The sequence below is a fragment of the Aeromonas sp. ASNIH1 genome (genome assembly GCF_002934285.1).
In the GTDB taxonomy this organism is placed as follows: domain Bacteria; phylum Pseudomonadota; class Gammaproteobacteria; order Enterobacterales; family Aeromonadaceae; genus Aeromonas; species Aeromonas caviae.
Genome location: NZ_CP026228.1, coordinates 3,200,913 through 3,224,732, shown reverse-complemented (window position 1 = coordinate 3,224,732; position 23,820 = coordinate 3,200,913). Strand labels below are relative to the sequence as shown.

Genomic DNA, 23,820 nt, shown 5'->3' with positions numbered 1-23,820 from the left:
AAATGGCAGACAACAACCAAGCGTTAAAAAAGGCCGGGCTCAAGATCACCTTGCCCCGTGTCAAGATCCTGGAAATCCTGCAACAGCCGGACTGCCAGCACACCAGTGCGGAAGATCTGTACAAACGGCTGATCGATCAGGGCGAGGAGATTGGTCTCGCTACCGTTTATCGCGTTCTCAACCAGTTTGATGATGCCGGTATCGTCACCCGTCACCATTTCGAAGGGGGCAAGTCGGTGTTCGAGCTGGCCACCCAGGAGCACCACGACCACCTGGTCTGCCTCGACTGCGGCAAGGTGATCGAGTTCTCCGACGAGGTGATCGAACAGCGCCAGCGCGACATCGCCAAGGCGCACAACATCCGCCTGACCAACCACAGCCTTTACCTGTATGGCCACTGCGCCAACGGTGACTGCAAGCACGACGATTGATTCGGCCGGGTCAGCGCAATAAAAAAGCCAGCATGATGCTGGCTTTTTTGTGTCCGCAATCCGGACCAGAAGCGGCAGGGTCTCCCCTGCCCTCTTCTATCAGGCCTCGGCCTTGCCCCAGACGTCACGCAGGGCCACGGTGCGGTTGAACACCAGGCGCTCGGCGCTGGAGAGCTTGTTGTCGGCGCAGAAGTAACCTTCACGCTCGAACTGGTAGGCAAACTCCGGCTTGGCATCCTTCAGGGAAGCCTCCACCCGGGCCCCTTCGATGATCACCAGGGATTCCGGATTCAGGGCCGCTTCGAAGTCATCCTCGGCGCCCGGGTTCGGCACCTTGAACAGACGGTCATAGAGACGCACTTCGGCTGGCAGGGAGTGAGTGGCGCTGACCCAATGGATCACCCCTTTCACCTTGCGACCGTCCGCCGGATCCTTGCCCAGGGTCTCGGGGTCGTAAGAGCAGTAGATGCAGGTGACCTTGCCGTCCGCATCCTTTTCGACCCGTTCGGCCTTGATGACGTAGGCATTGCGCAGGCGCACTTCCTTGCCCAGCACCAGTCGCTTGAACTGCTTGTTGGCTTCCTCTTTGAAGTCCGCTTCATCGATGAAAATTTCGCGGGAGAAATGCAGCTCACGGGTCCCCATCTCCGACTTGTTCGGGTGCGCAGGCGCCGTCAGCACTTCGTCGGCCGCCAGGTTCTCGATCACCACCTTCACCGGGTGCAGCACGGCCATGGCGCGCGGGGCGTTCTCGTTGAGATCGTCGCGGATGCAGGCTTCCAGCATGCTCATCTCAACGATGTTGTCCTGCTTGGTCACACCGATGCGCTTGCAGAACTCGCGGATGGAGGCCGGGGTGTAACCACGGCGGCGCAGACCGGAGACGGTCAGCATGCGCGGATCATCCCAGCCGTTCACGTGCCCCTCGGTCACCAGCAGGTTCAGCTTGCGCTTGGACATGACGGTGTATTCGAGGTTCAGACGGGAGAACTCGTACTGACGGGGGTGACAGTCGATGCTGATGTTGTCCAGCACCCAGTCATACAGGCGACGGTTGTCCTGGAACTCCAGGGTACACAGGGAGTGGGTGATCCCCTCCAGGGCGTCCGAGATGCAATGGGTGAAGTCATACATCGGGTAGATGCACCACTCGTCACCGGTCTGGTGGTGGTGGGCAAACTTGATGCGATAGATGACGGGATCGCGCATCACCATGAAGGGGGATGCCATGTCGATCTTGGCGCGCAGGCAGGCGCTCCCTTCGGCCATCTCACCGTTCTTCATCTTGGCGAACAGGGCCAAGTTTTCTTCCACGCTGCGATCGCGGAACGGGCTGTTCTTGCCAGGGGCGGTCAGCGTGCCGCGGTATTCGCGCATCTGCTCCGGGGAGAGCTCGTCCACATAGGCCAGTCCCTTCTCGATGAGCTCGATGGCGTAGCCGTGCAGCTTGTGGAAATAGTCGGAGGAGTAGCAGATCTCGCCGCTCCACTGGAAGCCCAGCCACTGGACGTCCTGCTTGATGGACTCCACGAACTCGATGTCTTCCTTCGCCGGGTTGGTGTCATCGAAACGCAGGTTGCACTGACCCTGATAGTCGCGGGCGATGCCGAAGTTCAGGCAGATGGATTTGGCGTGGCCGATATGGAGATAACCGTTCGGCTCCGGCGGGAAACGGGTATGCACGCTGCTGTGCTTACCGCTGGCCAGATCTTCATCAATGATCTGACGAATAAAGTTAGTTGGGCTGTTCGCCTGACTCATGGCTCACCTCAAAAATGCGTCACTGGCGGACGTTGTGCCGGCTGGCACCCTCATACCCCCGCCGTCAAGCCGGGTATGATCCCTCATTACGCGCCCTGCCTCAACCTGAATTTGGCCAATTCGGGTCATTGGCGCACCAAAAACGGCGAAACGGGAGAAATTGCAGAGATCCTGATCAAAAAAAGCCCCGCACGGGGCGGGGTCTCAAGTGATGAAAAACAGACAAAACACACACAACAAAGGTTCACACGCAGAGTCAACCTTTCCCAAACCCGATGGCCATCGCCCTTGGGAAAGGCGGGTCTTGCGACCCACCTTGCGTTATGGATTGAAGGCTAGCTATCAGTTCAGCTCGGTGACGCGGCTGGTGCGCTTGCCATCGAAGCTGGTGGTACGCAGGTAGACCTTGCCATCCACGGTCGGCTTGGCGGCAGCGTCGTAGGCGCTCCAGCTCTTGCCATCCAGGCTGTACTGGATGGGCAGACCCGGCAGATCCACGTTCGCTTCCAGCACACCGTTCACCACCTTGGCACCCGGTACGGAGAGGCGGTATTCAACACCGGCCTGGTCCAGTTTGGGCAGCACGCGCTGACCCAGCACGTTGGCAAACTGGTTCCACTCCTTGTTAAGGGTGGCCTTGTTCACATGCTTGGTGGTGCCGGAGAACTCGCGACCCTTCACGTAATCGAGCTCAAAGCCGCCCTTGTGCCAGGCGCGCTCGGCCACGGAGAAGATGCGCGGATAGACCATGTATTCGTACTGGGCATCGGTGCGCACGGTTTCACTCCACTGCTGACCGGAGATCCCCTTGAACTTGACCGGATCCTGGTCACCCTTGGCCACGAAGGCGTTGCCGTCGCGGTCAACCGAGGTCTCGGCGTTCTGCGGCAGGTTTTCCGGGGAGAAGGCGAACACCTTGCGGGTGTCGTTGAAGCGGGTTGCCCAGTAGTAGCCGCGCTCGGCCGGGTGTACCTCGTTCGGGAAGTCGAAGTAGAGGTAATCCGGGTTGGAGAGCACCACGTCATAGCCCTTGTGCGCCCACTTCATCGCCTCGTTGAAACCACCCCAGTAGAGGGTTTCCCAGAAGTTGACCCGGGTCTTGTCGGTGGCGAATACGCTGGCATCCGTGGCGTACTTCAGGCCATCTTCCCACGCCTGCAGGGTGGAGAAGCCGTGGCCCTTGACCATCTCGCTCACTTCCTTGGCAAAGTAGACCGGCAGCTCGGCCACGTCCTTGATCTTGCCATCGTCGATCATCTTCTGGCACATGGGGGACTTGCCGAACGGCTTGTCCTGCTTGCTGGAGTCGACGTTGCCCTTCCAGGCCACCAGATCTTCTTTCTTGGTGACGGCTGGATCCTGGTAACCACCGCCCTGCATGATGTTCTTCGCCTCGTCACCACCGTAGTGCCAGGCGGTCAGCGGCTGGCCGGCGGCCTGGTGCATCTGGGCCACTTCGTCCATCACCTTGGCAACGAAGGTGGCGGCACCCGGCTGGCAGGGGTTGATGAAGGACATCTTGTCGTAGAACTGCACCGAGGTGACGTTGGAGGTATCGGCCGGGTCAGTCAGACGGAACTGGTTGGCCTCGGCTTCTTTGCCCTCGCTCATCAGACGCTTGTAGCGCGCCTCCATGGAGACCACGGCGGCACGGGCGTGGGCCGGCATGTTGATCTCGGGGATCACGGTCACACCGCGGGCCTTGGCATAGCGTACCAGGTCGATGTAGTCCGCCTTGCTGTAGAAACCGGAGCCCTGGTTGTCGCTGGTGGGGCCGGAGCCGAGCTGCGGCATCAGGCACTTGGTTTCGGACTCGTCATGGCAACGCTGGCTGCCGACGTCGGTCAGCTCCGGCAGGCCCGGGATCTCCAGACGCCAGCCTTCATCGTTGGTCAGCCCCAGGTGCAGCACGTTGAGCTTCATGGCGGACATCTGGTCAACCAGCTTCTTCATGGTCTCGGGGCTTCGGAAGTGACGGGCCACGTCGGTCTGCATGCCGCGGTATTCAAAGCGCGGCGCATCCTCGACGCTCATCTGGCTCACCAGCTTGTCGTCAACACCCAGCAGAGAGATCAGGGACTGGGCGCCCCAGAAGGCGCCGTCAACGTCGTGCCCCTGGATGACGGTGCCCTTCTTGCCGATGGTCATGTCGTAGCCTTCGGCCTGCTTGAGCTTGCTGCCGAGCTTGATGGTGACCGGGTAGCCGGTGTCGGAGAGGGTAACACCCAGCTTGGTCAGTTGCGCCTTCAGGGCCTCGGCGCGATCGCTCGGCAGGTCAAGGGCATTGAGCTTGATGGTGGAGAAGTCGACTTGCGGGCCGGCCTTGACCACCTGCTTCATCGGGCTTGGCAGGATGCGGTCGTCAATCTTGCCGGCAGGCAGCAGGGTGCTGGTCTGGTTGGCGGCGAAACGGGTCTCGCTGTTCATCAGGATGTTGTTGTCATCCTTGGTGCGCTTCCAGCCATCTGCCGGCATCGGCTTCTCGTAGGTGCTGGCATCGTCGATGTTGCTCATGCTGGCCAGCACTTTCGGCTCGGCCCCTTCACTGGCGACATACCAGTTCGGCATGATGTCAGATTCGAACAATACCCAGTATTCCACCACCAGGGGCACCTCGACCGTGGCGTCCTTGGCAAAGCCCTGGAACTTCTCGGTCGGCGTCAAACGATAGAGGTCGCCGGTCAGGTGGGTGATGGTGAACTGGTCGTTGTCCACCCGCTGGATGCGGCGGATGGAGGAGACATAGATGCTCCAGTCCTTGGAGGTGACGTCGGCACCGGTGTTGGTCAGGTGCAGCTTGGCAACGCCGCAGCTCGCCCACTCGGAGCCCAGCGCCTGGCAGTCAAGACCGGCGCCGGCACCGTCATTGGTGACGACTTCGTACTTGACGACGAGGTTGCTGGCGAGGGCGTCGACCACCGCTTGCCTGGCAGCATCGGCTGCAAGTGCGGGACCGGCGAAAACGGTAGACATGGCAATGGCTAACAGAGAATGTTTCAAGTTCATAACTGCTGCTCTCATTTGAAGTAAAGGTTGGATTTTCTTGGCTTTTTTTATATGGGGCCCCGAGGCGGGGCCCTTAGTTATGTCAACAATGGACTTAGACTTGAGGTGAGCGAGTCGCTCGATTAACGCAGGGCTTTCATCTCACCGGCGATGATCTCGGCCAATGGGCCCAGAATCACCTGCAGGTTCTGCTCACCGAGCTTGACCACACCGGCCGCGCCCAGAGCTTTGAGCTTGCGCTCGTCAACGATGCTGCGGTCTTTCAGGGTCAGACGCAGACGGGTGATGCAGGCATCGATGGTCACCAGGTTCTCCTGACCACCCAGCACTTCCAGATACTGCTTGGCCAGCTCGGTGCGGTCGGTGGTTTGAGCCTGTACCGGTACGGCTTCGTCATCTTCACGACCCGGGGTTTTCAGGTTGAACTTGGCGATCACGGCGCGGAAGACCACGTAGTAGAGGCCGAAGAAGACCAGACCCTGTACCAGCAGCATGTACCACTGGGTCGCCAGCGGGTTGCGGCTGGAGAGCACCATATCCACCAGACCGGCGCTGAAGCCGAAACCGGCGATCCAGTGCATGGAGGCTGCGATGAACACGGAGATACCGGTCAGCAGGGCATGGATGACGTACAGTACCGGCGCCACGAACATGAAGGAGAACTCGAGCGGCTCGGTCACCCCGGTGAAGAAGGCGGCAAAGGCGGCAGCGATCATGATGGACGCAACCTTCTCTTTGTTCTCTTTCTTCGCGCTGTGGTAGATGGCCAGTGCGGCACCCGGCAGACCGAACATCATGATGGGGAAGAAGCCGGCCTGGTACATGCCGGTCACACCCACGACAGCCTTGCCGGCGTCGATGGAGGACTGGCCACCCAGGAAGTTCGGGATGTCGTTGATGCCGGCCACGTCGAACCAGAACACGGAGTTCAGGGCGTGGTGCAGACCGACCGGGATCAGCAGACGGTTGAAGAAGGCGTAGATGCCGGCACCGGTGGAGCCCATGCTGACGATGGATTCACCGAAGCTCACCAAGCCACCATAGATGACAGGCCAGACGGCCATCAGGATGAAGGAGACGACGATCATCACCACGGAGGTCACGATCGGCACCAGACGACGACCGGAGAAGAAGGCCAGCGCCTTGTGCAGCTCCACGCTGCTGAAGCGGTTGTAGAGCTCGGCGGCGATGACACCACACAGGATGCCGACGAACTGGTTGCTGATCTTGGCAAAGGCTGCCGGCACCTGGTCGGCCGGGATACCCTTGATCTGGGCCACGGCGCCCGGGCTCAGCAGGGTGGTGACCACCAGGAAGCCGACCAGACCGGCCAGCGCGGCGGAACCGTCTTTATCCTTGGACATGCCGTAAGCGACGCCGACGGCGAACAGAATGGGCATACTGTCGATGATGGCGGCGCCCGCCTTGATCAGAAACGCAGCCAGAGGGCTTCCGCCACCCCAACCGTTCGGGTCAATCCAGTAGCCAATCCCCATCAGGATCGCGGCGGCAGGCAATACCGCTACCGGCACCATCAGGGCACGGCCGATCTTTTGCAAATAACCGAGAATGTTCACGGTTCCTCTCCTTAGTTGGTGTTTTTCTAGAAATTAAGTGCTTATCACGTTCGACGCATAAGCCATCAAGGCTTGATTGGCAGTCTATGTGTTTTATTTCGCTGCGCAAATTAATAAACCAGCTTTCGTGATCATTATCACTCAACAGAGATAAAGGTAGCCGATAGATGTGGCTTAGTTCGCAATCTTTATTTACGCTATAAAACAACTTGAATCCGTGTCTGGTCCCTTGCCGTCACTCCCTGTGCGGCAACCGTACTGAGGTATATAGAATGCGCCTGATCCCGTTGAAGTCTGCCAGCCAGGTGGGTCTCTGGTCTGCCCGTTACATCGTTGACCGCATCAATGCGTTCAAGCCCACTGCCGAGCGCCCCTTCGTGCTGGGTCTGCCCACTGGCGGTACCCCGCTCAACACCTACAAGCGCCTGATTGAGCTGCATAAAGCCGGCGAGGTGAGCTTCCAGAACGTGGTCACCTTCAACATGGACGAGTACGTGGGGCTGCCCAAGGAACATCCGGAGAGCTACCACAGCTTCATGCACAACAACTTCTTCAATCACGTTGACATTCGCCCGGAAAACATCAACATCCTCAATGGCAACGCCGAGGATCTGGTGGCCGAGTGCCAGCGTTACGAAGACAAGATCAAGTCCTACGGCAAGATCCACCTGTTCATGGGCGGCGTCGGCAATGACGGCCACATCGCCTTCAACGAACCGGCCTCTTCCCTGGCTTCCCGTACCCGGGTCAAGACCCTGACCGAAGACACCCGCATCGCCAACTCCCGCTTCTTTGGCGGCGACATGGAGCAGGTGCCCAAGCTGGCCCTGACCGTGGGTGTCGGCACCCTGATGGACGCCGAAGAGATCCTGATCCTGGTGGTCGGTCACGCCAAGGCCCAGGCCCTGCAGGCCACCGTGGAGGGCTGCGTCAACCACATGTGGACCATCTCCACCCTGCAACTGCATCCGAAAGGGATTGTGGTGTGCGACGAACCTTCCACCATGGAGTTGAAGGTCAAGACGGTGCGCTACTTCCAGCAACTGGAAGCCGACAATATCAAGCACCTCTGAGGAGCTCCCATGTACGCTCTGACTAATTGCACTCTCTACACCGGCAGCTGCGTGCTGACCGGTTATGGCGTGGTCATCGATGGCGACAAGATTGTCGCCATCTCCCGCCAGGCAGAACTGCCCGCCGGCATCGAGCAGATTGACCTCCAGGGCGCCAACCTCAGCGCCGGCTTCATCGACGTCCAGCTCAACGGCTGCGGTGGCGTCATGTTCAACGGTCACATCACCACCGAGACCCTGGCCACCATGCAGGCGGCCAACCTGAAATCCGGGACCACCAGCTTCCTGCCGACCCTGATCACCAGCCCGGATGCGGACATGAAGCAGGCCGTCGCCGTCACCCGCGACTACATGGCCGCCCACCCCAACGAGGTGCTTGGCGTCCATCTGGAAGGGCCCTATACCAACCTCAAGCGCAAGGGGATCCACCCGGCCGAACAGATCCGCCAGCCCGCCGACGAGATGATCGACTTCTTCTGCGACAACGCAGACGCCATCGCCAAGATCACCCTGGCGCCGGAGCGCAACAAGCCCGAACACATCCGCCGTCTGGTGGAAGCCGGCATCCTGGTCTCCGCCGGCCACACCGCCGCCAACTACGACCAGGCCATGGCGGGCTTTGACAACGGCATGCGCTTTGCCACCCACCTCTACAACGCCATGACCCCGACCCTGAATGGTCGCGAGCCCGGCGTGGTCGGCGCCATCTACGATCGCAAGGATGTCTATGCGGGCATCATCGTCGACGGCCACCACGTACACTGGGCCAACGTGCGTCTGGCGCACAGGATGCTGGGGGAGCGGCTGGTGCTGGTCACCGATGCAACCGCGGCGGCAGGTGCACCGGAAGGCTTTGAGAAATTTGATTTTTGCGGCGCAACCGTCTATTTCCGCGATGGTCAGTGCGTCGATGAGAATGGTACACTCGGCGGCTCCGCCCTCACCATGATCGAAGGGGTGGAAAATCTGGTCAAACAGGTCGGATTGCCGCTCGACGAAGCACTGAGAATGGCCACCCTTTACCCCGCTCGCGCCATTGGATGGGACTCGCGTCTCGGTAGTATCCAGGTCGGAAAAATTGCCAACCTCACCGTCTTTGATCAGGCCTTCGCGGTCTGCGGGACCGTGGTTAACGGACACTACACAACACAGTGACACTATGACTGGCGGACAAATAGCAAACGTAGATCTTATCAAGCAGGTAAACAGTGCGGTCGTCTATCGCCTCATTGACCTGCAGGGGCCCATCTCGCGGGTCAAAATTGCCGAGTTGAGTCAGCTGGCCCCGGCCAGCGTGACCAAGATAACCCGGCAACTGATCGAGCACGGCCTCATCAGGGAAACCTCGCCGCAAGCCTCCACTGGCGGGCGCCGCGCCATCTCCCTGACCACCATCAAGCATCGCTTCCAGTTTGTGTCCGCCAAGCTGGGTCGCGGCTACCTGCAGCTCTCCCTGTATGACCTCGACGGCAAGGAGCTCGATCAGCACATCACCCAGGTGACCGAGATCGAGCAGCAACCCGTGGTGGACATGCTGCTGCGGGAGATTGGCGCCTTCATCGACGCCAATCAGGATCGCAGCCGCAACCTCATCAGCATCGCGCTGACCATGCCGGGTCTGGTCAACCCGGAATCCGGCATGGTCATCTACACCCCCACCTACCAGATCCGCAACCTGGGGCTCGCCAAGCTCCTGGAGCACCACTTCAACCTCCCCTGCTACGTGGGCAACGACACCCGTTCGCTGGCGCTGGCCGAGCACTTCTTCGGCGAGTCCCGCGACTGCATGGACTCCATCCTGGTGAGTGTCCACCAGGGGACGGGCTCGGGCATCATCACCAAGGGCAAGGTGTTTCTCGGCCAGAACCGCAACGTCGGCGAAATAGGCCACATCCAGGTCGAACCCCTTGGCAAGCGCTGCCACTGCGGCAACTTCGGCTGCCTCGAGACCATCGCCTCCAACGAGGCCATCGTCGACAAGGTGAAGGAGCTCATCAGCCGCGGTCACCTGAGTTCGCTGCAAGAGAAGCACATCACCATCCAGGAGGTGTGCAAGGCGGCGGTGGCCGGTGACGAGCTGGCCCGCAGCGTGATCGAGAACGTGGGGGAGCACCTGGGGCGCGCCATCGCCATCACGGTCAACCTGTTCAACCCCCAGAAGGTGCTCATCGCCGGCGAAATCACCGCCGCCGAAGAGATCCTGATCCCGGCCATCCGCCGCTGTGTCGAGCACCAGTCTCTGCCAAGTTTCCATCGCGGCCTGCCCATCGTGAAGGCGCGCTTCCAGAACCAGCCCACCATCGGCGGCTTCGCCCTGGTCAAGCGCTCCCTGCTGGAAGGGGATCTGCTGCAGATCATCATGGAGCAAAAGTAGGCCCACCCCTTCGGATACGAAAACGGCAGCCAGTGGCTGCCGTTTTTTTATGGTCTGTTTTCGCAGGTTCACCCCGCCCGGCACGGTTTGAACAGATCCAGCTTGCCGTCATAGACCTGGGTCTGCACGTCCATGATGCCGAGCATGGTGCGGGGCAACAGGTTGTCGTGCCGCTCAACCGCTCGGGCCCATTTACCCCGCCCGGCACGGCTTGAACAGATCCAGCTTGCCGTCATAGACCTGGGTCTGCACGTCCATGATGCCAAGCATGGTGCGGGGCAACAGGTTGTCGTGCCGCTCAACCGTTCTGGCCCATTCACCCCGCCCGGCACGGCTTGAACAGATCCAGCTTGCCGTCATAGGCCTGGGTCTGCACGTCCATGATGCCGAGCATGGTGCGGGGCAACAGGTTGTCGTGCCGCTCAACCGCTCGGGCCCATTCACCCCGCCCGGCACGGTTTGAAGAGATCCAGCTTGCCGTCATAGACCTGGGTCTGCACGTCCATGATACCGAGCATGGAGTGGAACAGGTTGTCGTGGGAGAAGCGCTTGCTGGCTGCCTCCTGTTGCAGGCAATCCAGATTGAGCTGACGGTCTGCCTGCAACTGGGGAGAGAACCAGGTCAGGAGCGGCACCCGGGTCTGATCGTCCGGTGCGAACTTGTAGGGGGTGCCGTGCAGATAGAGCCCCATGGCGCCGAGAGATTCGCCGTGATCCGACAGATAGACCAGCCCCACGTTGTACTGGCTCTCCAGGCTCTTGAGCTTGTCGATGAGCTGGGCCAGCACCTTGTCGGTGTAGCGGATAGTGTTGTCATAGGTGTTCACCAGCTCTTCGTTGCTGCAGTTCTCGATGTCGCTGCGCGGGCAGTCCGGCAGGAAGACGCGATCGGCGGCCGGGTAGCGGCGATAGTAGGTCGGACCGTGGCTGCCCATCAGGTGGAAGGCCACCAGCTTGCTGCCCTGTTTGCCCTGCATGTCGGCGATCTGCTGATCCAGCCCCTGCAACAGCACCTCGTCATGACAGGCATTGCCGGAGCAGTATGCGGGGAATGCCTTGGGCTCAATCTCGATGGTGGGGACGTTTTTGCACACCCCCTTGCAGCCGCCGTCGTTCTCCTTCCAGAGCACCGAGATCCCGGCATGTTGCAGCACGTCCAGCAAGCCGTCCTGGGACTGGGCCCTGGCCTCGTCATAGCCGCGCCGGGTCATGTTCGAGAACATGCAGGGCACGGAGAGCGCCGTGGCGGTGCCGCAGGAGCGCACGTCCCTGAACGAGACCACATTGGCCTCCTTCTCGGTGAAGCCGTTGGTCTCCTTCTTGTAGCCGTTGAGGGAGTAGTTCTGGCTGCGAGCCGTCTCCCCCACCACCAGGAACATCAGGGTCGGCTTCTCATGCTGGCCGATCACCCTGGCATCGGTGCCGATCTGCTGGTAGGGAATGGGAGTGGCGAAGACCACATCCCTGGCGTACTTGTAGAGCCCGTGCACATAGTTGGCGGGCACTATCTCCTTGCCGAGGGACTTGTTGTTGCGCCCGACCGAGGCGTAATCCTGGTAATAGAGGGCGGCAGCCCCCATCAGAAACAGCAAGGAGAGGGCGATGGAACCGAGGCGCAGACCCAGTCCCTTGTACCAGGGACGGGGATACTCAATCTTCACCCACAGCAGGACCAGCACCGGCAGCAGGCCGGTCAGCAGGAACCAGAGCACCACGGAGCCGTTGAGGTAGGAGCCCGCCTCCCCACTGTTGGTTTCGATGATGTTCTGCATCATGCCCATGTCGAAGATCACCCCGTACTTGAGCATGGCGTAGCTGACCAGGGAGCCGGTCAGGATGAGCAAGGCGAAAAAGGGCTTGAGCAGATAACGGAAGGTAAAGGGCAGGAACACCGCGTTGAGGGCCGCCACCAGTACCAGGGGAATGGAGAGGACAAACCCCGCCTTGACGTGTTCAAGGGCGCTGAGAATACGATAAAAGTGCAGGAAAATGGGCCAGTTGAAGACCAGTGCAAACAGCAGCACCAGCAACAGATTGACCTTCATCACTCCCAGAGTGAGACGCATAGAGAGACTCCGACAAACCAGTGGAACTAACAACCTGCCAGCAGGCTTCGTGGTGACCATCCCGGCGCTCGGCCCTGAAAAACAGGACAAGAGCCAGGGAGGTCCAGATACGGGGTCATCCTAGGACGGCAAACTTAAGCGAACATTAAGAGAGGAAATCGAACCACAAGGGGAGGTGCGCGGTCTGGCACATAAAAAAACGGCAGCCCGGGCTGCCGTGTTTGCGAAGGTAAACAAGGTGTCGCACCTGTGTGTTCGCGAACCTGAACAGGGTCGCGGCAATCTCGTCGGAGCCGGGGAAGAGGACCGTTGTGGTCGCCCTCCCCTTGCCCTAGGGGATCACAGAGTCGCGGCGATCTCGTCGGAGCCAGGGAAGAGGACCGTTGTGGTCGCCCTCCCCTTTGCCCTGGGGGATCACAGGGTCGCGGCGATCTCGTCGGAGATGGAGCCGTTGTGGTACACCTCCTGCACGTCGTCCAGATCTTCCAGCATGTCGATGAGGCGCATCAGCTTGGGCGCGGTCTCGGCATCCAGTTCCGCCTCGGTGGAGGGGATCATGGTCACTTCGGCGCTCTCGGGCTTGAAGCCGGCCGCTTCCAGACCGTCCAGCACGGTGCCGAAGTCGTTCGGGGTGGTGTAGACCTCGATGGTGCCATCTTCTTCGGTCACCACGTCGTCGGCACCGGCGTCCAGGGCGGCGTCCATCAGGGCGTCTTCATCGGCGCCCACGAAGGTCAGCACCCCCTTCTTGGTGAACAGATAGGCCACGGAGCCGTCGGTCCCCAGGTTGCCGCCGCACTTGCTGAAGGCGTGGCGCACTTCGGCCACGGTACGGTTGCGGTTGTCGGTCAGGCACTCCACCATGACGGCGGAACCGGCCGGGCCGTACCCTTCGTACACGATGGTCTCGAGCTGCTCGCCGTCACCGCCGCCGGCGCCACGCTGGATGGCGCGGTTGATGGTGTCGCGGGTCATGTTGCTGGTCAGGGCTGCCGCCACCGCCGCACGCAGGCGGGGGTTGTTGGCAGGATCCGCATCACCCAGACGCGCGGAGGTGGTGATTTCGCGGATCAGCTTGGTGAAGATCTTGCCGCGCTTGGCGTCTTGCGCCGCCTTGCGGTGTTTGATGTTGGCCCATTTACTGTGACCTGCCATAGGGACTCTCCGTTATAGTTGGAAATTTCAGTAACACTGGTATCGACCAGGGGGAAACGGGAAAGGCCGCATCGCTGCGGCCTTTGTTGCCGATAACGGCTTATTCGTCACCCTTGACGGTGGTCGCAATCGCCAGCTCGCCCAGTTGGGCCGGGTTGGCAAAGCTCGGGGCGTCTGTCATCAGACAGGCGGCCGCCGTGGTTTTCGGGAAGGCGATGACATCCCGGATGTTGTCGGTGCCGGTCAGCAGCATGCTGAGGCGGTCCAGACCGAAGGCCAGGCCGGCGTGGGGCGGGGTGCCGTATTTCAGGGCATCCAGCAGGAAGCCGAACTTCAGGCGCTGCTCGTCCGGGGTGATCCCCAGGATGTCGAACACGGTGGACTGCATCTCGCTGTTGTGGATACGGACAGAACCGCCACCCACTTCGTAGCCGTTGATCACCATGTCGTAGGCGTTGGCGTAAGCGCCCACCGGGTTCGCTTTCAGCTCGGCCGGGCCCAGGTTGCTCGGGGCGGTGAAGGGGTGGTGCATGGCCGCCAGGCCGCCTTCGCCATCTTCTTCGAACATGGGGAAGTCGATGACCCACAGGGGCTTCCAGACGTTCTCCATCAGGCCCAGATCGCGGCCCACCTTCAGGCGCAGGGCGCCCATGGCATCGCACACCACTTTCTTGGAGTCGGCGCCGAAGAAGATGATGTCGCCATCCATCGCGCCGGTGCGGGCCAGGATCTCGCGCACGATGGCGTCAGAGAGGAACTTGGCCACCGGGGACTGCACGCCCTCGAGGCCGCTCCCGGCTTCGTTGACCTTCATCCAGGCCAGGCCCTTGGCACCGTAGATGCCGACGAACTTGGTGTACTCGTCGATCTGCTTGCGAGACAGCTCCGCGCCGCCCGGTACCTTCAGGGCCGCCACGCGGCCTTTCGGATCCTTGGCGGGGCCGGCGAACACGGCGAACTCCACCTCGGTCAAGAGATCGGCCACGTCCACCAGCTCCATGGGCAGGCGCAGGTCAGGCTTGTCGGAGCCGAAGCGGCGCATGGCCTCGTCGAAGGTCATGATGGGGAAGTCACCCAGGTCCACGTTCAGGATGTGCAGCCAGAGCTTGCGGATCATCTCTTCCATGATTTCACGCACCTGGGGTGCGGTCATGAAGGAGGTCTCCACGTCGATCTGGGTGAATTCCGGCTGGCGGTCGGCACGCAGGTCTTCGTCGCGGAAGCACTTGACGATCTGGTAGTAGCGGTCGAAGCCGGACATCATCAGCAACTGCTTGAACAGCTGGGGGGACTGCGGCAGGGCGTAGAACTTGCCCTTGTGCACGCGGCTCGGCACCAGGTAGTCACGGGCCCCTTCCGGGGTCGCCTTGGTCAGCATCGGGGTCTCGATGTCGAGGAAGCCGTGCTCGTCCATGAAGCGGCGCACGAAGGCACTGGCCTTGGCACGGGTCTTCAAGTACTTGGCCATCTCGGGGCGACGCAGGTCCAGGTAGCGGTACTTGAGGCTCACCTCTTCGCTGTTGACCTGGTTGAAGTCAAGGGGCAGCGGCTCGGCACGGTTGATGATGGTCAGCTCGTGGGCGAACACCTCGATGGCACCGGTGGCCATGTCGCTGTTGCGCTGGGAGTCGGGGCGGGTACGCACCACACCGGTCACCTGGATGCAGAACTCGCCGCGCAGCTCCGAGGCCAGGGCAAAGGCGTCCGGCTTGTCCGGATCGAAGAACACCTGCACGATGCCCTCGCGGTCGCGCATGTCGATAAAGATGAGGCCGCCGAGATCACGACGACGATGGACCCAACCGCACAATGTAATGGTCTGCCCGGCATGGGCCTCATTGACCTGTCCGCAATAGATAGAGCGCATGGACTTCTTCCTTCGAAATGGTAGAGAGACGGTTCATCCTGGGTCGCCGGGCACGACTGGCAAGCACCGTCTGTCTCACAGCTGGCCAGATCCTGCTTCTTGCCCGGTTTGAAATCTGTCTCGGGTCATCCGGCTCCCCGAGCCGGATTCTTGCCGCCGCCCCAGGCATGCCCCCGCTCCCGACCGGGATGACGAGTGGGCGCCGGGGTATCGGCTGGCGTCGTTGTCTGGCCACTGCCGGGCCGCGATCATCGTCACCCGGGGGCTCGGTCGCGCGCATTACGACAATGTGGCAAACAAAAGGGTTGGCATTATAGAGGAAAACCTCCATTTGGGTAAAATGGCCCGCAGCCCCCTTTACCCTGTTTTTTGTTGTTCTGGCGCAAAAAGGAGGGCAAAAGTGCGCCAACCTGCCAACAGGAACCATCATGAGCCTCTATTTGGGCCTGCCCCAGTGGTCACACCCGGCCTGGCCCGGCCAGTTGCTGGGGATGAATACCAGGCCCGCCGAGCACCTCGCCGACTATGCCAGGGTGTTCAACTCCGTGGAGGGCAACACCACCTTCTACGCCTCGCCGACCCCGGAGACGGTGCAGCGCTGGGCCGATGCGGTCCCCGACCACTTTCGCTTCAGCTTCAAGTTTCCCAAGGAGATCAGCCACCAGAGCGATCTGGTGAGCGCGGACAAACAGGTGACGGCCTTCATCCGCCTGCTGGCCCCCCTGCATGACAAGCTGGGGCTGCTCAAGCTGCAACTGCCCGCCCGCTTCGGGCCAGAGGGGCTGCCCCGTCTGGATGCCTTCTTCGCGCGGCTGCCCCAGGATTTCACCTATGCCCTCGAGGTGCGCCACCCCGATTTCTTCGCCAAGGGGGAGGCGGAACGGGCCCTCAACCGGATGCTGATGGCGCGGGGCATCAATCGCATCATGCTCGACAGCCGCCCGCTCTTCTCGGTGCCCGCCACCACGGCCGCCATGATCGATGCCCAGGGCAAGAAACCCAGGTTGCCGGTCCATCTGCTGGCCACGGGGGGTGCCCCGGTGGTGCGCCTGATTGGTTTGCCTCAAATCGAGGACAATCACCCATTTTTGCCACCATGGTTGCCACATTGGAAACAATGGCTTCAGGAGGGCAAGGATCTCTACCTCTTTGTTCACACCGCCGACAATGCCCTGGCCCCCGAACTCGCACGGCAGATCAGCCGCCTGCTCGACCAGGAGATGGCCCCCTGGCCAGGAGAAAACGATCGCGCCCGCCAGGGGGTGCTGCCCTTTTGAGCGGCCCCCTCCCCGCCCCTTCTCCGTCCCCAAAAAAAGCCGCTTTTTTTGTGGTCCCACCGGGGTTGGCGTCAAGACAAACGCCCGCCTTTCCTCTACACTAGCGCCCCAAGTAAGGTCCCGGGCCTGGGTGCATGGCAATGCGTTGCCCACCCCAGCCCGGCACCCTGAGGGCCCGGACCATGGCCCGTTGCGAACAGGGGCAGCCCGAAGGATCCCGGAGCAAGCCGCCCCGTTCGTCAACCGGTGACGACGCCATTTCGATGCCCGTCCACCCAAGATTCAATTGAATAAAACAGCCGCCCACCACACCGGCTGTCAGGTTGCGTCAGCATGCACGATCAGATTTTTGCCGCCCCCATCGCCCGTCTGGGAGACTTCTGCTTTGACGAGCAGGTCGTCGATGTCTTCCCCGACATGATCCAGCGCTCGGTGCCCGGTTACAGCAACATCATCTCCGCCATCGGCATGATGGCCGCCCGCTACGCCCAGCCCCAGAGCCGCCTCTACGATCTCGGCTGCTCCCTCGGCGCCGCGACCCAGGCCATGCGCCGCCACGTCACCCAGCCCGGCTGCCAGATCACGGCGGTGGATCTCTCCCACCCCATGATCGAGCGGGCCCGCGCTCACCTCTCGGGCTTCAAGTCCGAGGTGCCGGTGGAGCTGGTGGAGGCGGACATCTGCGACATCCCCATCGAGAACGCCTCCGTGGTGGTGCTCAACTTCACCCTGCAGTTCGTCGCCCCCGAGAAGCGGGCCGCCCTCATCGCGCGCATCTTTGACGGCCTGCGCCCCGGCGGCATCCTCATCCTGAGCGAGAAGTTCCGCTTCGATGACGAGCAGGTCAACGAGCTGCTCATCGACTTGCACCTCGACTTCAAACGGGCCAACGGCTACAGCGAACTGGAAATCAGCCAGAAGCGCACCGCCCTTGAGAACGTGATGCGCACCGACACCCTGGCGGTCCATCAGGCGCGCCTGCGGGACGCCGGCTTCACCCACCTGGACCTCTGGTTCCAGTGCTTCAACTTCGGCTCCATGATTGCCATCAAAGCCAGCGACACCAACTAAGCCATGATCGATTTCGCCCATTTTTATCAACTGATCGCCAAGAACAGGTTGAGCCACTGGCTGCACACCCTGCCCGCCCAGCTGCACGCCTGGCAGCACGACAACCTGCACGGGGATTTGCCGCGCTGGAACCGCGCCCTCGCCAAGCTGCCCGTCGTGGCCCCCGGCCGGATAGAGCTCAAAGAGCGGGTCGCCATCGGCGGCCCCGATAGCCTGGGAGAGGGTGAGCGCAAGAAGACCGAGAGCCTGTTGCGCCAGCTCATGCCCTGGCGCAAGGGCCCCTTCCATGTGCACGGCATCCACATCGACACCGAGTGGCGCTCCGACTGGAAGTGGGATCGGGTGCTGCCCCACATCAGCCCGCTCCAGGGCCGCTACGTGCTGGACGTGGGCTGCGGCAGCGGCTACCACCTCTGGCGCATGGTGGGGGAAGGGGCGAAACTGGCGGTCGGCATCGACCCGAGCCCGCTGTTCCTCTGCCAGTTCGAAGCCATTCGCCACTTCGCAGGCAACGACCAGCGCGCCCACCTGCTGCCGCTCGGTATCCAGGAGCTGCCGGATCTGCGGGCCTTTGACACCGTCTTCTCCATGGGGGTGCTCTATCATCGCAAGTCCCCCATCGAGCACATCGAGCAGTTGCGCAACCAGCTCAAAGACGATGGGGAGCTGGTGCTCGAGACCCTGGTGGTGGACGGCGACGAAAACCAGGTGCTGATGCCCTCCGATCGCTACGGCAAGATGCGCAACGTCTGGTTCCTCCCCTCGAGCGCGGCCCTCACACGCTGGGTCGAGCGCTGCGGGTTCACCGATGTGCGCATCGTCGACGAGAATATGACCAGCACCGACGAACAGCGTCGTACCGACTGGATGATTAACGAGTCCCTGAGTGACTATCTGGATCCACACAATCCTGCACTCACGGTCGAAGGATACCCGGCACCCAAACGTGCCGTACTGATCGCCAGAAAGGCCAAAGACTAGCCGATGGCGGCTGTGGAAGTTACACTGACCCAATTCCAGGAAGCACAGTTAAATGAATGACATGAAAAGCAAATTAAAAGGAATGACCCTGCTCTCCCTGCTCAGTCTCGGCGGGTGTGTCAGTATGGAAAAAGCCCCCCCGGCCCCGACCCTGACGCTGGCCGAGCTGCGCAACGAGATCTCGTTGAGCGAGCAACGTCTGCAAACATCCATGGAACAGCAACAGAAGCAGTATGTGCAGCAACAGCACCTGCTGGTTCAGCTCAACACCGATGTCACCAACATGAAAGAGTCCGTGAAGAAAGTCGACAGCAAGCTGGCTACCCTGCCTCCCGAGCCGCCCAAGGCCATGCCCATTCCCACCGAGAAGTGCCCGGCGCCGAGCCAGGGCCACACCGTCGATGGCAAGCTGCTGGTGGGTGAAGCGGAGTGGATCTGGGTTGACGCCGCCAACGACGCCTTCCAGGCCCGGGTCGACACCGGCGCCACCACCTCCTCCATCAGCGCCCAGGAGATCACCATCTTCGAGCGCAACGGCAAGAACTGGGTGCGCTTCTTCCTGAGCCACCAGGAGATGGACGACAAGATCCAGATTGAAGCGCCCCTGGTGCGTCACGTGCGGGTCCGTCAGGCTTCCGCCGACGATCTCGACCGTCGCCCCGTGGTCCGCCTCGCCGTGCGCATCGGCGACATGACCGAGAAGGCCGAATTTACCCTGAAGGACCGCAGCGACATGACCTTCCCCGTGCTGCTGGGCCGTGAATTCCTCAAAGACATCGCCGTGGTCGACGTGGCCCGCGAATATATCCAACCCAAACCCAAGCTCAAGGATGTGAAATAATCCATGGTTTCCCGTAAGCCGTTCTATCTGCTGGTCGCCCTGCTCTACATCGTCGGCCTGGGGATGACCTTCTATCATCACATCGCGCTGGACGTCCCGCTCACGCCGGGTGAAAAGCGCCAGATCTGGTCCATCGAAGCCAAGCTCGAATTCGAGGCCACCGGCGAGCCGGTGATCGCCTCCCTGGCCATTCCGGGCACCCAGCCCGGCTTCACCCTGATGAACGAGAACGCCGCGAGCCCGGGCTATGGCCTGTCGTTCGTGGAAAAAGACGGGGATGCCCGCGCCGAGTGGTCCATCCGCACCGCCTCCGGCCGTCAGGAGCTCTACTACCGGGTCGACATGATGGCCGATGCCCATGCCAAGCCCGCCGCCAACCCGCAGCCGCCCGCCATCGAGAAGCAGATCGAGAGCGAGCCCTACGCCACGGCCATGAAGCAGATCCTGGAGCGCGCCCAGGAGCGCTCCGCCGACGGCTACACCCTGACCCGCGAGATCATCAAGGAGATCGAGAAGCAGGAACAGAACGCCGAGCTGCTCAAGTCCCACAAGAGCCGCGCCAATCTGATTGCCGAGCTGCTCAACAACGCGGACGTCCCGGCCCGGGTGGTTCACGCCCTCAGCCTGGAAGACGGCCGTCGCCGTCAGGAGCTGGTGGATTACCTGCAGGTCTTCAACAGCCCGACCGACTACAAGCTGTTCAACCCGCAAAGCGGTGAACAGGGTCAACCGGCCAACCTGCTGCTGTGGGAGTACAACTCCGGCGCCCTCCTGGACGTCACCGGCGGTCACAACTCCCGCGTCACCTTCTCGATGATCGAGCAGGAGCAACCGGTCAACGTGGCCCTGGCCCAGAAGTTCGAAAAATCTGAGATGATGAACTTCTCCATCCACAGCCTGCCCCTGGAAGAGCAAGCCCTGTTCAAGGGTCTGCTGCTCATCCCCATCGGCGTGCTGATGGTGGTGTTCCTGCGGGTCATCGTGGGGATCAAGACCTCCGGCACCTTCATGCCGGTGCTGATCGCGGTCGCCTTCATCCAGACCTCGCTGGTCACCGGCCTCATCGGCTTCCTGCTGATCGTCGGCACCGGCCTGGTGATCCGCTCCTACCTCTCGAGGCTGAACCTGCTGCTGGTGGCCCGAATATCGGCGATCATCATCATGGTGATCTCGATGATCGGCATCTTCTCTGCGTTCGCCTTCAAGCTGGGGCTGACCGACGGCATGAAGATCACCTTCTTCCCGATGATCATCCTCTCCTGGACCATCGAGCGCATGTCCATCCTGTGGGAAGAAGAGGGTCCCAAAGAGGTGTTCCGCCAGGGCGGCGGCTCCCTGCTGGTGGCGGTCATCGCCTACCTGGCCATGGACAACGAGCTCATTCGTCACCTCACCTTCAACTTCCTCGGCCTGCAGCTGGTGCTGATGGCGACCGTGCTGTTGATGGGTAACTACACCGGCTACAAGCTGAGCGAGCTCAAGCGCTTCAAGCCGCTGGTGGACGAGATGAAGTCTGGTGCCACCCCGGGTAAGGACAAGTAACAGATGTGGTTCTGGCAGAAATACACCAGTCCGTGGAGCCTGTCCAAGGCAGGCATCCTCGGCATGAACAAGCGCAACCACTCCTACATCAGCCGCTACAACCCGCGCCGCCTCTATCCGCTGGTGGATGACAAGCTCAAGACCAAGCGCATCGCGCTGGATGCGGGGGTGACGGTGCCTGAACTCATCGGCACCATCCGCGAGCAGCACGACGTGACTCGCATCACCGAGCTGGTGAAGGACTGGCCGGGCTTCTGCATCAAGCCGGCCCGCGGCTCCGGCGGCAAGGGGATCCTGGTGATCCTGCGCCAGGAGGACGGCCTCTTCTACAAGCCCAACGGCAGCGCCGCCAACGGCCAGGATCTGGAGCGTCATGTCTCCAACATCCTGGCGGGGCTCTATTCCCTCGGCGGCAAACCCGACGTGGCGCTGGTCGAAGGCCTCATCAACTTCGACGACGTGTTCGACGGCTACTCCTTCGAAGGGGTCCCCGATGCCCGGGTGATCATCTTCAAGGGGTTCCCGGTGATGGCCATGATGCGCCTCTCCACCTCGGCTTCCGACGGCAAGGCGAACCTGCACCAGGGCGCCGTGGGGGTGGGCCTGTGCCTGCGCACCGGCCGCGCCCTGCGGGCGGTGCAGTTTGGCAACCCGCTGCGCCACCACCCGGACACCGGACTGGATCTCTATGATCTGAAGGTGCCCCACTGGGACACCCTGCTCAACCTGGCGGCCTCCTGCTACGAGATGTCCGGTCTGGGCTACATCGGGACCGACATGGTGCTGGACAAGTTCCGCGGCCCCATGCTGCTGGAGCTCAACGCCCGTCCGGGCCTTGCCATCCAGATCGCCAACGGTCGCGGCCTGGTGCCCAACCTCAAGACCATCGAGAAGCTGGGTCAGGTCAAGATGAACGTGGAGCAGCGGGTCAACTTCGCCAAGGATCACTTCGGTATCTTCGACGAATAGTCCGCCCCCCTTCTGCAAAAACGCGCCCACCGGCGCGTTTTTTTATGGCCGCTCCTGCGCGCTGGGCGCCCCACCCGAAGGCCGATCCCCGTCACATCCCATGGCGGCGCCCCTTCAATGGCGCGGCACAAGGGGATAAGCTCCTGACCAATGAGGGGTGACCAGCTCATCGGCGCAGGCCACCCCATGTGCGTGAGGCAGTGCGCCTGCCAGGGGGCACCGATTTGTCGACGACAACGGGGCTTCTCGATGGTAGATTAATCAAATCAAATAGATAGCATCGATCGGGTTTCTCCTATGCAACGTTGGCCCAGCCTGAAGCAGCTCCAGTATCTGGTCGCTCTGGACGAGCACAAGAATTTCAACCGCGCCGCCAAGGCCTGCCATGTCAGCCAGTCGACCCTGAGTACCGGGATCCAGACCCTGGAGGACATGATGAACCTGCAACTGGTGGAGCGGGATCACAAGAGCTTCATCATGACGCCGGTCGGCATGGAAATCGTGGCGCGGGCGCGCAACCTGCTCTCCGACGCCCGGGATCTGATGGAGCTGGGGCAGCAGCAGGGGGGCGTCATGCACGGCACGGTGCGCCTGGGCTGCATCCCCACCATCGCCCCCTTCCTGCTGAGCAAGCTGCTGCAGGTGTGCGGTAAGGCCTATCCGGATCTGGAGCTGCTGCTGCGGGAAGACACCACCACCAATCTGCTCAAGCAGCTGGAGCAGGGGCAGCTCGATCTGCTGATCCTGGCGCTGCCGGTGGAGATCGGCGGCTTCCACAGCAAAACCGTCGGCCAGGATCCCTTCCACATGGTGATGCCCTCCCACATGGCTGCGGGCCTGCACATGCCGTTCGACTACAAGGAGCTGCCCAACCAGAGCATCTTCCTGCTGGAGCGGGAGCACTGCCTGACGGAGCACGCGGTGAGCGCCTGTCGGCTGCGGGACAAGAGCAAGATCAACCCGTTCGCCGCCACCAGCCTGCACACCCTGGTGCAGATGGTGGGGGCCGGTCTTGGCACCACCTTCCTGCCCCAGATGGCCATAGATGCGGGCATCCTCGACAACACGGACCTGGTCGCCATCCCCCTGCCCGGGGAGAAACCCTATCGGGAGATAGGCCTGGTGTGGCGCCCCAGCACCACGCGGGTGCAGACCTTCTACAAGATTGCCGAGCTGCTGACGCCGCTCATTACCCCCAAACCGGCGGGGTGATCCAGTGGCTGCCCCCACAGGCGGCCACTCGTCAATGCCGTTGTCATTCAGGTTCCAGGCAGGATCATCGTCTATGATGAACCCCGTGCCCTATCAAGGAGTTGAGATGTTTCGCACCTTGCTGCTGCCCCTGCTGCCCCTGCTGGCCCTGCTTCTCGCCGCCTGCTCCAGCACGCCGGAGCCTCCCCCTCCCGTGCGCCAGAGCGGCGCATTCGACAACTTCTATCAGCAGTGGCGCGGCGTGCCCTATCGCATGGGCGGTACCAGCCGCGCCGGTCTCGACTGCTCCGCCTTCACCCAGCTCGCCTACAGCCAGGTGCTGGGCTTCACCCTGCCCCGCACCACGGAATCCCAGGCGAGCCTCGGCCGCCCGGTGGACAGATACCGTCTCCAACACGGGGACCTGGTCTTCTTCAAGACCGGCTGGCAGCAGTACCACGTCGGGGTCTACACCGGGGCAGGTGAGTTCATCCACGCCTCCACCAGCAAGGGCGTGATCCGCTCGCGCCTCGACAACGTCTACTGGAACAGCCGCTACTGGCAGGCCCGCAGGCTGGTCCAGTAGGTGCGACCCCCAACATGAAAAGGCCCCGAGGGGCCTTTTCATGTTGTTGTCG

At 61.8% G+C, this 23,820-nt stretch carries 18 protein-coding genes; 12 read left to right on the top strand and 6 right to left on the bottom strand.

Translation table 11 applies throughout. From position 1 onward, the window contains the following. The first annotated feature begins 2 nt into the window (after positions 1-2). On the top strand, positions 3-431 hold the full coding sequence (fur, locus tag C2U37_RS15915; RefSeq protein WP_010674102.1) for a ferric iron uptake transcriptional regulator: 429 nt from the start codon (positions 3-5) through the stop codon (positions 429-431). 99 nt (positions 432-530) lie between these two features. Here the strand turns inward: fur and glnS are convergent, their stop codons facing one another. The 3 genes from glnS to nagE form a co-directional block, all read right to left on the bottom strand. Further along, positions 531-2,192 (bottom strand): glutamine--tRNA ligase, encoded by a 1,662-nt coding sequence (glnS, locus tag C2U37_RS15910; protein ID WP_104452678.1) that lies wholly within the window; start codon positions 2,190-2,192, stop codon positions 531-533. Positions 2,193-2,534: 342 nt separating this feature from the next. Then, complete coding sequence (locus C2U37_RS15905; protein WP_104452677.1) at positions 2,535-5,198, bottom strand: beta-N-acetylhexosaminidase; 2,664 nt, start codon at positions 5,196-5,198, stop codon at positions 2,535-2,537. Between the two features lie 122 nt (positions 5,199-5,320). Then, a complete protein-coding gene (gene nagE, locus C2U37_RS15900; RefSeq protein ID WP_039039841.1) occupies positions 5,321-6,775 on the bottom strand; it encodes an N-acetylglucosamine-specific PTS transporter subunit IIBC in 1,455 nt (484 codons plus the stop codon). 272 nt (positions 6,776-7,047) lie between these two features. Between nagE and nagB the strand changes: the two genes are divergently transcribed. Genes nagB through nagC form a run of 3 tightly spaced genes read left to right on the top strand, consistent with a single transcriptional unit; the run spans position 7,048 to position 10,222 of the window. Beyond that, positions 7,048-7,848, top strand: coding sequence for a glucosamine-6-phosphate deaminase (gene nagB / locus C2U37_RS15895; protein ID WP_043155198.1), 801 nt, complete (start codon positions 7,048-7,050; stop codon positions 7,846-7,848). Between the two features lie 9 nt (positions 7,849-7,857). Further along, complete coding sequence (gene nagA / locus C2U37_RS15890) at positions 7,858-9,003, top strand: N-acetylglucosamine-6-phosphate deacetylase (RefSeq protein ID WP_104452676.1); 1,146 nt, start codon at positions 7,858-7,860, stop codon at positions 9,001-9,003. A 4-nt stretch (positions 9,004-9,007) separates the two neighbouring features. Next, positions 9,008-10,222, top strand: a complete 1,215-nt coding sequence (gene nagC, locus C2U37_RS15885; protein ID WP_010674096.1) for a DNA-binding transcriptional regulator NagC — start codon at positions 9,008-9,010, stop codon at positions 10,220-10,222. Between the two features lie 440 nt (positions 10,223-10,662). Here the strand turns inward: nagC and C2U37_RS15880 are convergent, their stop codons facing one another. From C2U37_RS15880 to aspS, 3 genes are all read right to left on the bottom strand, one after another. Then, on the bottom strand, positions 10,663-12,288 hold the full coding sequence (locus tag C2U37_RS15880) for a phosphoethanolamine transferase (RefSeq protein WP_104452675.1): 1,626 nt from the start codon (positions 12,286-12,288) through the stop codon (positions 10,663-10,665). A 414-nt stretch (positions 12,289-12,702) separates the two neighbouring features. Next, positions 12,703-13,443: a YebC/PmpR family DNA-binding transcriptional regulator gene (locus tag C2U37_RS15875; protein WP_104452674.1), complete on the bottom strand. Its 741-nt coding sequence runs from the start codon at positions 13,441-13,443 to the stop codon at positions 12,703-12,705. Positions 13,444-13,543: 100 nt separating this feature from the next. Next, positions 13,544-15,310 carry an aspartate--tRNA ligase gene (gene aspS, locus C2U37_RS15870; protein ID WP_104452673.1) on the bottom strand — a complete coding sequence of 589 codons (1,767 nt, stop codon included), beginning with the start codon at positions 15,308-15,310 and terminating at the stop codon, positions 13,544-13,546. 428 nt (positions 15,311-15,738) lie between these two features. Here aspS and C2U37_RS15860 point away from each other — a divergent pair, with 428 nt between their 5' ends. The 8 genes from C2U37_RS15860 to C2U37_RS15825 all read left to right on the top strand — a co-directional run bounded on the left by C2U37_RS15860 (position 15,739) and on the right by C2U37_RS15825 (position 23,768). Next, positions 15,739-16,587 (top strand): DUF72 domain-containing protein, encoded by an 849-nt coding sequence (locus C2U37_RS15860; protein WP_104452672.1) that lies wholly within the window; start codon positions 15,739-15,741, stop codon positions 16,585-16,587. A 333-nt stretch (positions 16,588-16,920) separates the two neighbouring features. Further along, a complete protein-coding gene (gene cmoA / locus C2U37_RS15855; protein WP_010674091.1) occupies positions 16,921-17,658 on the top strand; it encodes a carboxy-S-adenosyl-L-methionine synthase CmoA in 738 nt (245 codons plus the stop codon). A 3-nt stretch (positions 17,659-17,661) separates the two neighbouring features. Beyond that, positions 17,662-18,639, top strand: a complete 978-nt coding sequence (cmoB, locus tag C2U37_RS15850) for a tRNA 5-methoxyuridine(34)/uridine 5-oxyacetic acid(34) synthase CmoB (RefSeq protein WP_104452671.1) — start codon at positions 17,662-17,664, stop codon at positions 18,637-18,639. Between the two features lie 52 nt (positions 18,640-18,691). Beyond that, positions 18,692-19,480 carry an ATP-dependent zinc protease family protein gene (locus C2U37_RS15845; RefSeq protein ID WP_039039848.1) on the top strand — a complete coding sequence of 263 codons (789 nt, stop codon included), beginning with the start codon at positions 18,692-18,694 and terminating at the stop codon, positions 19,478-19,480. Between the two features lie 3 nt (positions 19,481-19,483). Next, positions 19,484-21,022, top strand: coding sequence for an inactive transglutaminase family protein (locus C2U37_RS15840; protein WP_010674088.1), 1,539 nt, complete (start codon positions 19,484-19,486; stop codon positions 21,020-21,022). Positions 21,023-21,025: 3 nt separating this feature from the next. Next, positions 21,026-21,991 carry an alpha-L-glutamate ligase-like protein gene (locus C2U37_RS15835; protein ID WP_104452670.1) on the top strand — a complete coding sequence of 322 codons (966 nt, stop codon included), beginning with the start codon at positions 21,026-21,028 and terminating at the stop codon, positions 21,989-21,991. Between the two features lie 297 nt (positions 21,992-22,288). Next, positions 22,289-23,203, top strand: coding sequence for a hydrogen peroxide-inducible genes activator (locus C2U37_RS15830; RefSeq protein ID WP_010674086.1), 915 nt, complete (start codon positions 22,289-22,291; stop codon positions 23,201-23,203). A gap of 106 nt (positions 23,204-23,309) precedes the next feature. Continuing rightward, complete coding sequence (locus C2U37_RS15825) at positions 23,310-23,768, top strand: C40 family peptidase (RefSeq protein WP_102948184.1); 459 nt, start codon at positions 23,310-23,312, stop codon at positions 23,766-23,768. The last annotated feature ends 52 nt before the right edge of the window (positions 23,769-23,820 follow it).